At 47.8% G+C, this 16,297-nt stretch carries 13 protein-coding genes and 1 tRNA gene; 8 read left to right on the forward strand and 6 right to left on the reverse strand.

The window, feature by feature from the left end; genetic code table 11:
- Window positions 1-8: 8 nt before the first annotated feature.
- From pgsA to Q4491_RS08085, 5 genes are all read left to right on the forward strand, one after another.
- Window positions 9-566 (forward strand): CDP-diacylglycerol--glycerol-3-phosphate 3-phosphatidyltransferase, encoded by a 558-nt coding sequence (gene pgsA / locus Q4491_RS08065; RefSeq protein ID WP_027252439.1) that lies wholly within the window; start codon window positions 9-11, stop codon window positions 564-566.
- A gap of 561 nt (window positions 567-1,127) precedes the next feature.
- Window positions 1,128-4,013, forward strand: a complete 2,886-nt coding sequence (locus Q4491_RS08070; RefSeq protein WP_218386393.1) for a pyridoxal phosphate-dependent class III aminotransferase — start codon at window positions 1,128-1,130, stop codon at window positions 4,011-4,013.
- A 69-nt stretch (window positions 4,014-4,082) separates the two neighbouring features.
- The gene (locus Q4491_RS08075) at window positions 4,083-5,327 is read left to right on the forward strand and encodes a carboxynorspermidine synthase (RefSeq protein ID WP_218386394.1); all 1,245 of its coding nucleotides are present in this window, start codon (window positions 4,083-4,085) and stop codon (window positions 5,325-5,327) included.
- 77 nt (window positions 5,328-5,404) lie between these two features.
- On the forward strand, window positions 5,405-6,538 hold the full coding sequence (nspC, locus tag Q4491_RS08080; protein ID WP_303456245.1) for a carboxynorspermidine decarboxylase: 1,134 nt from the start codon (window positions 5,405-5,407) through the stop codon (window positions 6,536-6,538).
- 202 nt (window positions 6,539-6,740) lie between these two features.
- A tRNA-Cys gene (locus Q4491_RS08085) sits at window positions 6,741-6,814 on the forward strand.
- 98 nt (window positions 6,815-6,912) lie between these two features.
- Here Q4491_RS08085 and Q4491_RS08090 read toward each other — a convergent pair.
- The gene (locus Q4491_RS08090) at window positions 6,913-7,542 is read right to left on the reverse strand and encodes a DsbA family protein (RefSeq protein WP_303456247.1); all 630 of its coding nucleotides are present in this window, start codon (window positions 7,540-7,542) and stop codon (window positions 6,913-6,915) included.
- On the reverse strand, window positions 7,536-8,402 hold the full coding sequence (locus tag Q4491_RS08095; RefSeq protein ID WP_303456249.1) for an MBL fold metallo-hydrolase: 867 nt from the start codon (window positions 8,400-8,402) through the stop codon (window positions 7,536-7,538). Before Q4491_RS08095 ends, Q4491_RS08090 begins: the two co-directional genes overlap by 7 nt.
- Window positions 8,403-8,511: 109 nt before the next feature.
- Here Q4491_RS08095 and Q4491_RS08100 point away from each other — a divergent pair, with 109 nt between their 5' ends.
- The 3 genes from Q4491_RS08100 to Q4491_RS08110 all read left to right on the forward strand — a co-directional run bounded on the left by Q4491_RS08100 (window position 8,512) and on the right by Q4491_RS08110 (window position 13,358).
- Window positions 8,512-9,426, forward strand: coding sequence for a LysR family transcriptional regulator (locus Q4491_RS08100; RefSeq protein WP_303456251.1), 915 nt, complete (start codon window positions 8,512-8,514; stop codon window positions 9,424-9,426).
- A 254-nt stretch (window positions 9,427-9,680) separates the two neighbouring features.
- Complete coding sequence (locus Q4491_RS08105; RefSeq protein ID WP_218386398.1) at window positions 9,681-11,378, forward strand: GGDEF domain-containing phosphodiesterase; 1,698 nt, start codon at window positions 9,681-9,683, stop codon at window positions 11,376-11,378.
- A 381-nt stretch (window positions 11,379-11,759) separates the two neighbouring features.
- Complete coding sequence (locus Q4491_RS08110) at window positions 11,760-13,358, forward strand: GGDEF domain-containing phosphodiesterase (RefSeq protein ID WP_303456254.1); 1,599 nt, start codon at window positions 11,760-11,762, stop codon at window positions 13,356-13,358.
- A gap of 108 nt (window positions 13,359-13,466) precedes the next feature.
- On the opposite strand, the gene Q4491_RS08115 is transcribed toward Q4491_RS08110, so the two are convergent.
- From Q4491_RS08115 to Q4491_RS08130, 4 genes are read right to left on the reverse strand one after another with little or no spacing between them, the layout of a single operon-like run.
- Window positions 13,467-14,078: an SCO family protein gene (locus tag Q4491_RS08115; RefSeq protein ID WP_192016485.1), complete on the reverse strand. Its 612-nt coding sequence runs from the start codon at window positions 14,076-14,078 to the stop codon at window positions 13,467-13,469.
- A complete protein-coding gene (locus Q4491_RS08120) occupies window positions 14,071-14,472 on the reverse strand; it encodes a hypothetical protein (protein ID WP_192016486.1) in 402 nt (133 codons plus the stop codon). The genes Q4491_RS08115 and Q4491_RS08120 overlap by 8 nt, the downstream gene beginning before the upstream one ends.
- Window positions 14,462-15,034 (reverse strand): hypothetical protein, encoded by a 573-nt coding sequence (locus Q4491_RS08125; RefSeq protein WP_303456259.1) that lies wholly within the window; start codon window positions 15,032-15,034, stop codon window positions 14,462-14,464. Before Q4491_RS08125 ends, Q4491_RS08120 begins: the two co-directional genes overlap by 11 nt.
- On the reverse strand, window positions 15,031-16,230 hold the full coding sequence (locus Q4491_RS08130; protein WP_303456261.1) for an MFS transporter: 1,200 nt from the start codon (window positions 16,228-16,230) through the stop codon (window positions 15,031-15,033). The genes Q4491_RS08125 and Q4491_RS08130 overlap by 4 nt, the downstream gene beginning before the upstream one ends.
- Window positions 16,231-16,297 lie beyond the last annotated feature (67 nt).

Consider the following 16,297-nt stretch of genomic DNA (forward strand, 5'->3'; position numbering starts at 1 on the left):
CGAACAATATGCGCTTAACAATTCCAAATATCCTGAGTTTCATCAGGCTGGTGCTCATTCCATTCTTCGTGATTACCTTCTACCTACCTTACGAATGGTCACCGTTTGCCACCGCTCTTATCTTCACCATAGCAGGTATCACAGATTGGTTTGACGGTTACCTGGCCCGTAAACTGAACCAGACGTCAAGATTCGGTGCTTTTATTGACCCGGTTGCCGATAAAGTCATGGTAGCAACGGCGCTGGTGCTGGTGACAGAACACTATCATTCGGTCTGGGTAACCATACCGGCGATTACCATGATAGGCAGAGAGATCATTATTTCAGCATTGCGCGAGTGGATGGCTGAACTGGGCAAGCGTTCCAGTATTTCTGTTTCCTGGGTGGGCAAGGTGAAAACGGCCGCGCAGATGTTTGCTCTGGTGATGCTGATGTGGCATCCCAACGAGCTGTTGGAGACAGTGGGTTTTGTTGCCCTCTACATTGCAACAATTTTGACTTACTGGTCAATGTACCTGTATCTGAAAGCTGCAAAGGGTGATTTACTCCATCCCGACAATATGTGACAGAACAATCACCTACCTATTGATAGAAAGCGGCCTTGGCCGCTTTTCTTTTTCGCTTGTAACCAGTGTGTTGAAACAAAGTAGATGAATTTTTTTATTCAATCGCAAATTCTGCTTGGCAATGAAAAGCGCAATATGTTATTTTTCGCGCAATCTCAGGGGGCAACATATCTGAGACACATCCGTCATCATGAACTCAGGCTGATTGCATGTTGACGATCCGTAGGTACTGCTAGCGATGGCGCTGTCAGTAGAAGGGCATTAATAGTGCAATCTTGCGTAATGAAGCAAGGGCATCATTGAGGGAACCCAACTGTGAATACTTTAACGTCTCTAACCCAAATCAGCTTTGTCTTACCCAATTGCAGTATTATTACTGAGCCTTGATCGTCCGATCACCATGTCTTCAGCTGACTATCTATCAAACTACAGTGATGTTTATCGCTGGGGTTGTTAGTTGTGTGCTGAGTGCGCTTTACCGATAAGTTACTGACTTATCAATGTCTTTTATACTCAAAAGTACCACCTTTGGTGGGCTTCACTATTTTGGATTAAAAACCAATGAGTAATGTGTTTGATTTTGACGATGTCAAGCATGCGTCCAATGTTCCTGTAGTTCATGACCTGTATGACCTGACCCCAGATGAGTTGCTGCTCAGTCAGGAGCATTATGAGTCCGAAGTTCGCTCTTATCCGCGTCGTTTGCCGCTGGCGATTATGAAAGCGACAGGTGTATTGGTTGAAGACAGTCGTGGCCAGGTCTTTCTGGACTGCCTGGCAGGCGCAGGTACTCTGGCCCTGGGTTACAACCATCCTGAGATTAACCAAGCAATCATTGACCAGCTGAATGCGGGTATCCCGTATCAGACGCTGGACATGACGACACCAGTAAAAGATAAATTTATCCGTGAAGTGATGAACTTCCTGCCGGATGAGTTTGCTGCCAATGCTCGCATTCAATTCTGCGGTCCGTCTGGAGCAGACGCTGTAGAAGCGGCTATCAAGCTGGCCAAGCAAACCACTGGCCGTAACGTGATGATGGCCTTCCATGGCGCGTACCACGGTATGACCAACGGTACTATGGCCATGATGGGCAACCTGAACACCAAGGCACGCCGCCAGGGTCTGATGGCTGACGTCCACTTCATGCCGTTCCCGTACAGCCTGCGCTGCCCGTTTGGCATCGGCGGTGATGAAGGGGCGAAACAAACGCTGCGTTATCTCGAGCGTATGCTGAACGATGATGAGAGTGGCGTACAAAAGCCGGCTGCGATCATTGTTGAACCCGTACAGGGTGAGGGCGGTGTGATTCCTGCTCCGGCATTCTGGCTGCGTGAACTGCGCCGTATTACCAAAGAACACGGCATCCTGCTGATTTTTGATGAAATTCAGTGTGGTATCGGTAAAACCGGTTTCAATTTCGCGTTCGAAGAATCTGGCATTACCCCAGACATCCTGTGCTTGTCTAAAGCTGTGGGTGGCGGTTTGCCTATGTCTGTGCTGATTTTCGACAAGTCGGTTGACACCTGGCGTCCGGGTGAACACACAGGCACTTTCCGCGGCAATCAGCTGGCGATGGCAACTGGTGCGAAAGCACTGGAAATTATCCGTCGTGACAACCTGGTTGAGCATGCCCGCGTGGCGGGTCAGTACCTGCGCGAAGGTCTGGAGCGCATTGCTACTTACGTTGACTGCATCGGCGAAGTGCGTGGCAAAGGCCTGATGCTGGGTGTTGAGATCGTCAAAGGCGGCAAGAAAAACAAATTCGGCGAGCCGGAAGCGGATCCTCAACTGACAATGCAAATTCAGCGTGCTGCGCTGGAGCGCGGTTTGATCATCGAAAAAGGCGGTCGTCAGGGCTCTGTACTGCGCTTCCTGCCACCTTTGATCATCAGCCTGGAGCAAATTGATTTTGCGCTGGATGCACTGAGCAAAGCGATTATCGCTACTGCCGGTCCAGCGAAAGTGGTTGAAAAGTCAGCGGCCAGCGATGCCGACAAATGGCGCTCATTCTTCATCCAAACCGGTGAAGGTGGTGCTGATCAGTTCGAAGCTGCGCTGAACCAGACAACCAAAGTACTGAAACAAGTATTTGAAAGTACCACTGCGCCGTACTCAGGTATGGAGCCACAGGTGCTGAAAAACCTGATCAACAATATTGAATTGAATGATCAGCAACTGCCGTTGGATGCTGTGATTGATCAGGCTGGCGAGTTGATTGCCAAAAACTCAATCATTGTTCAGCATCCTAACTGCATTGCGCACCTGCACACGCCACCACTGGTACCGGCTGTAGCGGCTGAAGCATTCATTGCGGCTCTGAATCAGTCTATGGATTCATGGGATCAGTCAACGGCTGCCACCTTTGTTGAGCAGAAAGTGGTCGACTGGCTGTGCGGTGTCTATGGTTACGACAAGCAAGCTGATGGTGTATTCACCAGTGGTGGTACACAGAGCAACCTGATGGGTCTGTTGCTGGCACGTGACCGGTTTGCAGATATCCAGTCGGGCCATAACATTCAGAAGCAAGGTCTGCCTGAGTATGCTGGCAAGATGCGCATTCTGTGCTCGAAGAAATCGCACTTCACCGTACAGAAGTCCGCTTCGCTGATGGGCCTGGGTGAGCATGCGGTAGAAACCGTGGATACGCATCCGGACGGCACCATCAAACTGGCATCGCTGGTTACGCGTATTGATGAACTCAAGCGTGATGGTTTGCTGCCGTTTGCGGTAGTGGGTACAGCGGGTACAACAGACCACGGTGCGATTGATGATCTGGATGGTCTGGCAGATATCGCCGCTCAGAACAAGATGTGGTTGCATGTAGACGGTGCTTACGGTGGTGCGCTGATCCTCAGTCGTCACAAAACGCGTCTGCATGGCATAGAGCGTGCGGATTCGATCAGCGTGGACTTCCACAAGCTGTTTTATCAACCAATCAGCTGTGGTGCGGTGATCATCAAAGACAAGAGTAATTTCAAGTATCTGCTGCACCATGCAGATTACCTGAACCGCGAAGACGATATTGTTCCTAACCTGGTTGATAAGTCTATCGCGACAACTAAGCGTTTTGATGCACTGAAAGTACTGATGACAATGCAAGCTGTTGGCACACATTCACTGGGTGCTATGTATGATCACCTGCTGGGTCAGACACAACAGGTTGCAGACATGATCAACCAGTCAGAAGAGTTTGAACTACTGGCTGATCCTGCACTGTCGACAGTACTGTTCCGCTATGTTGGCAATACAGAGGCTGATCTTGACCAATTGAACAAAAAATTGCGTTTTGAGGCCCTGGTGAAAGGTGTTGCAGTATTGGGTGAAACCGTAGTTGATGGCAAAATTGCCCTCAAGCTTACGATTCTCAACCCATGTCTGACCATGGCAGATTTTGAGAACCTGCTAAATGAAGTTAACCAGCTTGCTTGTTCACTGGTTGACTGAATGACGTGGCTTGCTCCAGTGGGGCTGGAGCAAGCCAATGTTTTATCTGAAGAAGACGGAATGAATTAAATGGCAATTTTACAAATCGGTGCTGGGGGTGTTGGCTGGGTTATTGCCCATAAAGCTGCTCAAAACAATGATGTGTTAGGTGATATTACTATCGCTTCGCGTACTGTGAACAAGTGCGAACAGATCATTGAATCCATCAAGGGTCGCAACAATATGAAAGATCCAGGCAAGAAGCTTGAGGCTCGTGCCGTGGATGCTGACGATGTCGATGCCCTGGTGGCACTGATCAAAGAGGTTCAGCCAGATCTTGTTATTAACGCTGGTCCTCCTTGGGTTAACGTTGCAATCATGGAAGCCTGTTATCAGGCGAAAGTGTCCTATCTGGATACATCAGTGGCGGTTGACCTTTGTAGCGAAGGCCAGCAAGTGCCAGAAGCCTATGACCCTCAGTGGGCTTTCCGTGACAAATTTGCAGAAGCGGGTATCACAGGTATTTTGGGTGCCGGATTCGATCCGGGCGTAGTCAGCGTTTTTGCTGCCTATGCAGTGAAGCATCTGTTCGATGAGATTGATTCTATCGACGTGATGGACGTCAATGCTGGCGATCACGGTAAGAAATTTGCGACCAACTTCGATCCTGAAACCAATATGCTGGAAATTCAGGGCGACTCTTTCTACTGGGAAGACGGCGAGTGGAAGCAGGTTGGCTGTCACACCCGCATGATGGAATTCGATTTCCCTCTGGTCGGCTCGCAAAAAGTGTATTCCATGGCGCACGACGAAGTGCGTTCAATGAAAGAATTCATCCCGGCGAAACGTATCGAATTCTGGATGGGCTTCGGTGACAGTTACCTGAACTATTTCAACTGCATGCGCGATATCGGTTTGTTGAGTCCTGAACCTGTCACACTGGGTGACGGTACGGTTGTTGAGCCGCTGAAAGTGCTGAAAGCTTTGCTGCCGGATCCAACCACGCTGGCACCGGGTTACACAGGTAAAACCTGTATCGGTACCTGGGTGCAGGGCACCAAAGGTGGCGAGCCTCGCAGCGTGTTCATCTACAACAACGCTGATCATGAAGTGGCTTACAAAGATGTTGAGCATCAGGCGATTGCCTACACCACAGGTGTACCTGCGATTACTGCAGCATTGCAGTACTTTGGCGGGAAATGGGCAGATGCCGGTGTGTTCAATATGGAGCAGCTGGATCCGGACCCATTCCTGGCAACTATGCCGAAAATTGGCCTGGACTGGCATGTTCAGGAGCTGGAACCTCGCCAGCCACTGATTAATATTCTCAAGTAAGTCACCGACTGTTGAGTTAACCATATTCAAGCCGGCGTTGGAAACGACACCGGCTTCTTTAGATAGAAGCTTAGAATATGCAGCATCCTGAATTAAAAACCCCGTATTTCATGATTGATGAGAGCAAACTGATCCGCAATCTTGAAATTGCCAAGAAACTGAAAGAACTGTCCGGCGTTAAACTGGTTCTGGCCCTGAAGTGTTTCTCTACCTGGGGTGTGTTTGACATCATCAAACCGTACCTGGACGGCACCACCAGCAGTGGACCGTTTGAAGTGAAGCTGGGTTATGACACCTTCGGTGGTGAAACGCATGCCTACAGCGTGGGTTACAGCGAAGATGACGTCAAAGAGGTCGCGGATATCTGCGATAAAATGATTTTTAACTCGCAAAATCAGCTGGCAGCGCACCGTCATCTGGTGGAAGGTAAGGCTGAACTGGGCCTGCGCCTGAACCCTGGTGTCAGCTATGCAGGTCAGGATCTGGCCGACCCGGCACGTCAGTTTTCTCGTCTGGGCGTACAGGTTAATCACATCAACCCGGAAGTATTTAGCAGTATCGATGGTGTGATGTTCCACATGAATTGTGAAAACAAAGATGTGGATGCCTTTATTCGTTTGCTGGATGATATTTCTGAGCAGTTCGGCGCGTATCTGGATCAGTTGAAATGGGTGAGTCTGGGTGGCGGCGTCTTCTTCACCTGGCCGGGCTACGATGTCGAGAAACTGGCAGCAGCGCTGAAAGCGTTTTCTGAAAAACACGGTGTTCAGCTGTATCTGGAGCCGGGCGAAGCCATCATTACTCAAACCACAGACTTGGTAGTGACTGTTGTTGATATTGTAGAAAATGAGCTCAAAACAGCCATCGTCGACAGCGCGACAGAAGCGCACCGTCTGGATACCTTAATCTATAACGAACCTGCTTCGATCCGCGGCGCAAGTGAGAGTGGTGATCACCGTTACGTGATTGGCAGTTGCTCATGTCTGGCCGGCGATCAGTTCTGTGTCACTCAGTTTGATCAGCCGCTGAAAATTGGTCAGCGTCTGCACATCCTGGACAGTGCCGGTTACACCATGGTGAAACTGAACTGGTTCAACGGCCTGAAAATGCCGTCGATTTACTGCCAGCGTGCGAATGGCGAAGTACAAAAGCTGAATGAATTCGGCTATGAAGACTTCAAACGCTCGTTGTCGCAGTGGCCGGTTAATTAAGATTCTGCCCAAACGAAAAATAGAAGGCCGGTTACTGACCGGCCTTTGTTTTATCGGCGCCATCAACACTTTGGTGCAGTTTTTAACTGCTTGAGAGAAAATTTGAACAATTAAACCCAAAATATCAATTAGTGTTTGACTCAAATTTTAAAATCAGTAAATTAGCACCCGCACCGCAGTCAATGAAGCGGTATCACAAAATGGCGCGTTGGCAGAGTGGCTATGCAGCGGATTGCAAATCCGTGGACCTCGGTTCGACTCCGGGACGCGCCTCCATATTTCACCACGCTGAACTATTCAGCCTGGTTGTGCAAAACAGACAAAAGCCAGCATTTCAGCTGGCTTTTTTGTACCTTCGAAAAGTCGTCATCTTGTTAGCCGGACAGCGAAGCCCAGTAGGCCGCCCATTCTGCTGGCTTGCCGAAATAGGCCTGTAGCGGGATATGTTTCAATTGCCCGTCCTGCTCAACCGTCATTGACGGATAGCCGCTCAGCTGATGTTGCCTCATCAGGTTGGCTGTGCGGGCAATAACGGCACCCTCATCCGCCGTGATGAGCGCTTGACGCCAGATCTCAGCCGGAATGCCCATCTCGGCTGCCAGCCCGGTTAATACTTTTTCATCATGCACCGTCTTGCCTTGCTGATAATGGGCAAGCTGGATCCGTTTGAGCATCGCTAACGCCGATTTCCCGCATTGCCCGGCTGCCAGAATGGCACGTACCGGCACGATGGAATCAAGAACCACAGTGTCTGCATGTCGCATCTTTGTCTGATAGGCATCGCCAAAGATGACGCCACTCAGGGCGTGGATACGCTGATCACTGTCGAGAAAGTGCTGGCGGCTCACTTTGTCGAGTGCTCTGCTGTCAAACAAGCCTCCGGGATGCAGTTTAAGCTCAATATCATCGCGCTCAGCCAGGTGTTCAATCAGCGGGCCGGCGCCGAAGCACCAGCCGCAAAGTGGGTCGTAAAAGTAATGGACCGTCACGCCAGTATTTACCATTTCATCTCTCCCATGTGGACTTTTGCACCTATGCTCAGCGCCATCGGCAGGCCAGCATCCGGGTAGCGTGTCTCCATGGTGTCGATGACTTGCTGGCTGTTGTCACTGGATTTCACGGTTTGCTGAAATGCCTTCAGGTAGTTCAGGGCAAACGTGATGTTTTCAGCCGTCATTGGCGTGCCCGCTTTCATGTGGCCCGGAATGACAGTTTGCGGCTTCAGTGCCTGCATGGCTTCCAACTGCTGTGCCCAGGCGCTTTGTTCAGCAGATGTCTGTGCGTCGGCCATCCACAGGTGAACATTACCGTATACGGCAACATTGCCAAGCACGGTTTTACTGGACGGGATCCACAGGTAAGGGCGGTGCGCCAGCTCGCCACTGGTGTCACGGATTTCAATCGTCTCACCGTCAACTGTTAAAGTGGTCTGTGCATACGCGTCAGGAAGCAAAGTTTTCACTGGTGCGTTGTCACCCATTTTGGGTGTCCAGAATGCCAGTTTGCCCGCCATTTTCTCTTTAATCACCGCACGGACTGCAGGCGTGGTGATCAGGCGTGCTTCAGGAAACTGTTCTTTCAGCACTTGTGCGCCAAAGTAGTAATCCGGATCGGCCTGGCTGATGAAAATGGTTTTCAGTGTTTTGCCACTGTCCAGCACCATAGCGGCGATACGCATGGCATCGGCACGGGTAAAACCGGTATCGACCAGCATGGCGTCATGCTCGCCATAGACCAGGGTGGCATTAACATGGAAGCTGTTGCCATCGGCGTTATACACCTGAGTTGAAAGCGGCGCCGCTTCGGCCAGAGTGGCGGTAGAAAGTGCTACAAGGGAGGCTGCCATTAAGAATGTCTTTTTCATGTGTTCGCTCCAGCGAATGTCATTGGGAATGGCATGCATCATAGTGATTTCATTTGATTGGATATAGAATCAATTATCAACAACATTGTTTCTTAAATCGGACAAATAGATGGACAGACTCACGGCAGCAAAAGTGTTTATTGATGTCGCAACGACCGAAAGTTTCACCACGACAGCAGATCGGCTGGAGATGTCCCGCTCTATGGTGACCCGCTATATCGCCACCATGGAAGAGTGGATGAAAGCCCGGCTGTTACAGCGCACAACCCGCAAAGTGGCATTAACAACTGCAGGCCAGCAGTGCCTGAAAGAAATCAAGCTTTGGGTTGAGCAGGCCGAGCATATTGCGGTGATATTGCAGCCTGCAGACCGGCTCACCGGTCATGTCAGATTGACGACCAGTATGTCTTTCGCTCATGCGCAGCTTGCTAAGGCAATACAGCCATTTTTAGCGCTCAACCCTGAGGTTTCTGTTGAAATAGATGTCCGCGATCAGGTAACAGATTTGATTGCAGAAAGATTCGATTTAGCCATTCGTATTGCTATGGCGCCGGATCCGTCATTAATCGGAAAGCCGATAGCAGGTTGCGATTCTGTGATCGTGGCGTCACCTTCCTATCTTAAGCGGTCGTCTGATATACAGGTACCGGCGGATCTCAGTCATCATCAATGCCTTGGTAATCGTAGTTTCGAGCAGCATGTGTGGCACCTGACGAAAAATAACGTTACTGAGTCGGTAGAAGTGACGTGCCGATTCATTTCAAACGAGGCGACCGTATTGAAAGCCGCGGCGATAGAAGGAGCGGGAATTGCAGTGCAACCCACGTATCTGGTTAGTGAAGATATTCAAGCGGGCAGGTTAGCCGTGGTATTAGCGGACTGGGTACCCAAATCAATGTCGGTATATGCACTTTATCCCGCAAGAGAATATCTATTGCCGGCGGTGCGGGGACTGATCGATCACCTGGCACAGTATTTTGAAGACAATCATTGGCCTGCAAAGCCGAATGAATTCGGGATGTAAATAAAAGTGAACAGTTTATGTGAACCAGGTACGGCTTCTCATTACTGTAAATGTGAGATAAGTCATACCTTCTGGTAAATTGAGAGTTAACAGCAGTATTACTTTGGCTTATATAACAAAGTTGGTTTTACGCGGAGTTTTTTCTCGATGTTGGTAGCTGAAACACATATCCGCTTTATGGGTGTGATTTAGCATATCCTAATATGGTATATTGCGCGCTCATTTTTCGATCTGGTTAGTGAGTTGGGCAAGGCGTGAAATCAGGCATTATCAACATCAATTTAGCTGTAAACCGGAATCGGTTGTTAGAAGTCTTTGATGCGGGCAGTGAAGGCCTGTGGGAGATGACGCCAGGGAATGTGGTGAAATTTTATAATACGCGTTTTTATGAAAATTTTGACGTGAACTTGAATGGTTCTCCAATTCATGAGTGGATTGCCATTGTGCATCCTGATGATGTCGAACAATTCCAAAATAATGTGAATCGACAGGTGACGGAGAAGATCAGCTATTTTACCAGCCAATACCGGATTCGGAATCGGCAGAATGATTATCGCTGGATTGAAGCGGTGGGTGTACTGAATACCGACGAGCACGGCGAACTGCAATATCTGGTTGGTTCACATAAAGATATCACTGAAAAAAAATTGCATGATGAAAAATTATTCCAATTAGCTTACCGGGATTCACTGACCGGTTTGTGGAATCGTCGGCAATTGGTTGAGCAACTTAACGTCATTCAGGCGGATGGTGTACCGGGCATTATCATTACTTTTGGGCTGACGAAGTTTAGTCAGTTTGTCGAAGTTTTTGGTTTTGAGGCTGGTAATCAGTTGATAAAGCTGTGTTCTGAGGCGATTACTGAAGTCTTTACTGACACCGATCTGATCTTCCGTTCGTATTCCGATGAATTTGTTGTCATGCTCAAAGACTGCCCTGAAAAATCAACGCTATGTTGCACTATCAATAAAGCGATCACACTGTTTGATCAGCGATTCCGTGCCGTTCACGACACCACAATTCAAAAGTTAAATGCCGGGGTTTATCAATTACCCGGTGGTTCTGCAGCGGCTGAAGATGAAGAATCTATTTTATATAAATCTATGCTGGTTATGCGCCACGGCAAAGAGCACGATTCACGCATTGCATTTTATGCAGACGATGAGCAGCGAGCCATTGAGCGGCATCTTTTTCTGGAAACTGGCATAGAGAAATCTATTCAGGATGATGAATTTTATTTAATGTTCCAACCGATAGTGTGCGCAACGACCGGGAAGATCAAGAGTGTCGAGTCATTGCTGCGTTGGCACAGCGCCAGTTATGGCGAAATTAATCCGGGAGAATTTATTGGGATTGCGGAAGCCAATCAGGACATTATTCCATTGGGATATCATGTGTTGGATTTGGCGTGCTCATATATTGCGGAGTACCGCCGACAGCACCAGCATGATTTTAAAGTATCTGTGAATATTTCTGTTATCCAACTGATGCAGGCAGATTTTGTTCGTAAATTTCTGGCAATTGTCAATCAGTATCAGCTATCCCCGAGTTATCTGTCAGTGGAAGTGACCGAATCGGCCGTATTAGAAACCAATGCATTTGCTGTTGAACAGTTGCTGATTCTTAATGAGTTAGGGTTTTCAATTTCACTGGATGATTTCGGCTCCGGGTATTCCTCATTCAACACCTTCTTTTCTATTCCTTTTTCTCAGCTCAAACTCGACAGATGCATCGTCAAAAAAATGGCTGATGATTCATCCGTATACTCTTATGTCAAATTTCTGGTTGTTATGTGTCGTGAAAAAGGAATTTCTGTTGTCGCAGAAGGCATAGAAGATCTTGCTCATGCCGAATTAGTCAGAGAAGCCGGAGTTGATTTAATGCAAGGCTATTACTTCTATCGACCTATGGTAGGACAAAAATTGCTCGAGTTAGAAATCAGTCCCGATTGAACGTCGCCAGAACAGGGCAATGTTACCTCAGAGCATAATGGAATATGCTCTGAATGATTATTGAAGCATGACTAAGAATATATGCAGTAGCTAGTGTAGCTATAATCTTGCTTATTGATACTGATTTTCCTATATATTTTAGTTGATTTATCTTAATTTCAAATTAAAGCTAGTGGGTTAAGCTGTTTTTCTTCATAGAGTAATTATTCACTATTGTTGATATGTTAATCGTTTATCCTTGTATGGTATATTACGCGCTTCATTTTTTACTGGTACTCAACTGGGCTTAACGTGAAATCTGACATTATCGACAATAAAGTTGTTAATAATCAGCATAGGTTGTTGGAAATATTTGATGCTGGTAGTGAAGGTTTGTGGGAAATGACACCAGATAATATGGTGAATTTCTATAACACACACTTTTATGAAAACTTCGATGTGTCATTACACGGCTCACCATTGGATGAGTGGATAGCCATTATGCATCCTGATGATAAAAGCCAGTTTATTGAAAATATTAGCACTCAGGTTACAGAGAAAATAACCCGTTTTATCAGTCAGTACCGTGTGCGCAACCGGCAGGGGGAGTACCACTGGATTGAAGCGGTCGGTGTTATTCATGCTGATGACAGCGGTAATCTTCTGTATATGGTCGGCGCGCATAAAGATATCACAGAAAAAAAGCAATATGAGGACAAGCTGTATCAGCTGGCTTATTGTGATTCACTGACTGGGTTTAATAACAGACGTAAATTAATTGAAACCCTGACAGAGTTGCTGGAAGCCAAAAGTCATGCGGCGATAATGACATTTGGGTTAAATAAAATAAACCAAATAATGGATGTATTTGGCTACCAAGCGGGCAACAGTATCATATTGCTTTGTGCTGAGTGTCTGAAAGAAGCCTTTGGCTCGAAAAACGTGTACAAAACACAGCCAGATGAATTTGTAGTGTTACAGAAGGGTGTTTACTCTGAGAGCGTATTGAAACAACAAATTGCCTCACTGCTTACTGACTTTGAACAACGTTTTCGCTCTTTTCATCAGTCGACATTACAGTCACTGAATGTGGGTGTTTATTTGTTGAAAGAAGATAACTGCCTTAGTGAAGATGCTGAATCGCTGTTATATAAATCAACGTTAATCATGCGGCACGGTTCAGAAAAAGACGACTGTATTTCTTTTTATGCGGATGAAGAGAAGCGATCGATTGAACGCCATCTCTTTTTGGAAACCGGATTAAAAAAAGCAATTACAGACAAAGAATTATATTTGTTGTTTCAGCCCATTGTCTGTGCTGCAACAGGAAAAACAGTGAGTGTGGAATCTCTGGTTCGCTGGAACAGTGTTCGGTATGGCGAGATCATGCCTACTGAATTTATCAGTGTTGCGGAAGAAAACGGGGATATTGTCGAACTGGGCTACCATGTACTTGTGCTGGCATGTGAATTTTTAAATCAATACAGAGAGGCCCATTCCCGCGTCATTAAGGCGTCGGTGAATGTATCGGTTATTCAGCTGATGCAGCCTGACTTTGTTGCCCATTTTCTCGCTATTGTGCGCCACTATCAGTTACAACCAGAAAATCTGACGATAGAGATGACAGAGTCTGTCATTCTTGAATCGAATCCTTTTGCCGTACAGCAGCTGCTGGCACTGGATGAGGCAGGATTCACCATTTCCCTGGATGATTTTGGTTCCGGATATACCTCTTTCAACACCTTTTTCTCTATCCCGTTCACCCAGCTTAAACTGGACAGAGCCATTATTAAAAAAATGGAAGCGAACAGCGCAGTCCGAGCCTATGTGAAATTTCTGGTCAGCATGTGCAACGAGAAAGGCATCACTGTGGTTGCTGAAGGCATTGAAGACTATGCTCAGGCGGAACGGGTTAAAGAAGCCGGAGTTGATCTGATACAAGGGTTTTATTTTCATAAACCCAAGAGCGGCAAGGCGATTATTGAATCTGAAACTGTATAAATTCGACCTGCCAAAGCCATATGTACTGACCGTTGATACTGATTATTTGAGGTTTATGCAGTACCTGTAGCATCAATGTGTCAGTCACTCTGTTCGGGTTGGTTAAATTCAATTCAGTTTGGTTGTAAAGTCCCGCACTAAGCTGGGCATATCGAAGTCCGGGCTAAACCGCCCGCGGAAAACGCCTTCAGGGTCGATAATGGAAAATGTTACGGAATGTGCAACGCTGTAGTCTTCCTTGTTTGCTGAGACTTCAAAACGGATGCCAAGACTGTTGGCAAAGCGCGTTAACTGCGGCTCACTACCTGTTACACCGTGAATTGAAGCATCAAAGTACTGCAAATATTGGCTGAGTTCGACAACTGAATCCCGTCCGGGATCAACAGACACAAACACAAAACTAACATCATGTTCGCCAGGGTTTTCTGTCAGGGCGGCAGAGAGTCTTGATAGCTGTGCCAGACTGGTTGGGCAGATGTCAGGGCAATGGAGAAAGCCAAATAATACAATGGTCCAATGCCCCATTAATGACTGGTTAGTAAACTCACCGACCTCAGATTCAAGGCTAAAACTTGCCAGACTGCGCGGGTTGTCCAGCCACTCAATGGCTTGTGGTGTCTTGGGTTGCTGTGCGTTGAGTCCGAGGGCTACGATAGCTAATGTTGCCCCCAAGGCGATACTCAGACTAAGTAATAGAAAAACACGCTTTGTACTATTCATGTGCCTGTCCCTTATAACTGGTCACAATCAGCCACAGCGCCAGCAATGCGGGCAGTGTAACGCCGCCAAAATCAATGATCAGAAATTCAGGCCCGCAGATGCCAACAAGCACTTCCCACACATGGAAAATGGCATGGCCGGTTAACCAGGCAGTTGGCATCAACCAAAGCGTCAAGCTATGTCTGGTGTCAATCGCTCCCCAAATAAAAGCGGCACCGATCAGGCTGTAATTCATGCCGATATCACGCAGAAAGTGCTGATTGAACGGTCCCCGGTCTGGCACGCCCGGCACCATCCAATACCAGGGCTCAGGGGCGAGCGTCATAAACACACCGTTACCCAATGCTGCCAATCCGAGCAGCACAGCTATTGTGATGCGCCATTTATTCAGCATTCTCAGCCTCCCCGGTTAAAGCAGCGCTCCGCTCAGGTGTGATGTATGATGCGTTGATCTGAATTCGCTGACAGGTTTTCCCATAGCCCAAAGTGTATTTCAGGGCCGGATAAACCCGATAAGTGCTGATGGCAAAACCAATTGTAATCAGCCCTTTGGGGCCCCACAAAGCCAGTATTTTCTCACGATAATCATCCGCTTCAGGGTGATGAGCCAATACAGATTCAGTAAATTTCACCACCAGGGCAATATCATCAGGCAGATTGTTTAAATCTTTATTGATAATGGCTTGTACAATATCCGGGCTTATTTTTGCCTCCAGAGCCATATTCACCGCCAATTGGGTGCACGGGCCGCAATCGTCCCAGAGAATGGCGCGTATTCTGGCGGCATACAGCGGCCCTGCGGGCAAATTACCCGAATGGGAAGACATGGTCTGGAATCCCATAAACTTCAGGAAAGCCCCGAGATCGGTTTTCAGAATATCCTGCTGATAACGAATGTCGTAATCGTAACGGTTTTTGAATGCCAGAAGCATCTTGCTGAACAGATAGCGAATCATATTGGGTCCTTAGTGTTTGGCTGATAGTGAGGTGGCAGCACACCGGTTTTTGTTCTTTCCTGTGCCTGAACAGGCTTGAATAACAGAAAGAGACACGAGAAAAAGACCAGGGCGCAGGCATAGAGCATGACCGAAAAGTTACCGTTATCTAATAAGCCGGAAGCGAGCAGCGGGCCTGTCGCTAAACCGACGGAAGAAACAACAGCCGCCAGCGCTGAAAGACGCCCTGTGCTGTCCATGTCAGCCGTTACCGCTAACAAATAAGACTGAACGGCAGGCCAGGAAAAAAACAGCAGCGTCATTGAAGTGACATAAAGCAGCGGGGTGAGCGGCGAGACGCTGAGCAAGAGCGCAGAAATGCTCGACAGAGCAACACCAGCGAGAACCCAGGATAAACGACCAAAACGGTTGCCGCTTATCACAGGTAACATTGCCCCCAATAACCCCAGCAATCCGGTTATTGCAATATACAGACTGACATTATCCGTGCTAATGCCCGCACCGAGGCCGATGCGCCCGACATAAGTCCAGATAGCGCTGGCGGCAAGCTGATAGGCGGTGATGGCCAGCATCAGTAACACTGCATTGCCATTTAGCTCGGTCAACAACACCGATTGTTTGACTGGCTTGCGCTCACTGGCAAGAGAAGGCAGAAACAGCATCATAATCAGACTCAATAATGCAAAGCCTGCCATGACATAAAATACCGCATAAGCGCTCAGCAGCGTTTCAAGTGCCGGCAGCAGGTAAATAACCACAGCGCCCAGACTGAACTGTATGAGTAGCAAGGTGCCAAAAGCACGATCCGCATTGTTTAACCTGGCCAGTACAGAAAAGCCGATACCGACGCAAAGCCCACCGAAAAGCCCGGCTAAAAAGCGCCAGCCGAGCATGACACTGTAGGTTTCAATCCATAAAGTCCCTATATCAACGACAGCTAGCAGGGCTAAAAACGTATACATGGCAGACTGCCAAGGCATTCGGCGTACCAGAAAAATAGCCACAGTGCTGCCCAAAAGGCCACCGTATCCATTGAGCGCAACAAGCTGTCCGGCCTGCGCATCACTAAAACCAATACTGCCTGCGAGTGCATTAACCATACCCGGCAGAAAATTAATATAGGAAAGTCCGGCCATAGTGATAAATGCCAGGAAAAAATAAACCAGCGGATGATTGGCGGATACTTTTCTGAACATAATGCCTCATTGAAGTAACAGGATTTGTTGTTGGAGCCTGAATATTAAGATTCAGCAAAGGGAAGAA

This window comes from Photobacterium sp. 2_MG-2023, assembly GCF_030547675.1.
In the GTDB taxonomy this organism is placed as follows: domain Bacteria; phylum Pseudomonadota; class Gammaproteobacteria; order Enterobacterales; family Vibrionaceae; genus Photobacterium; species Photobacterium arenosum.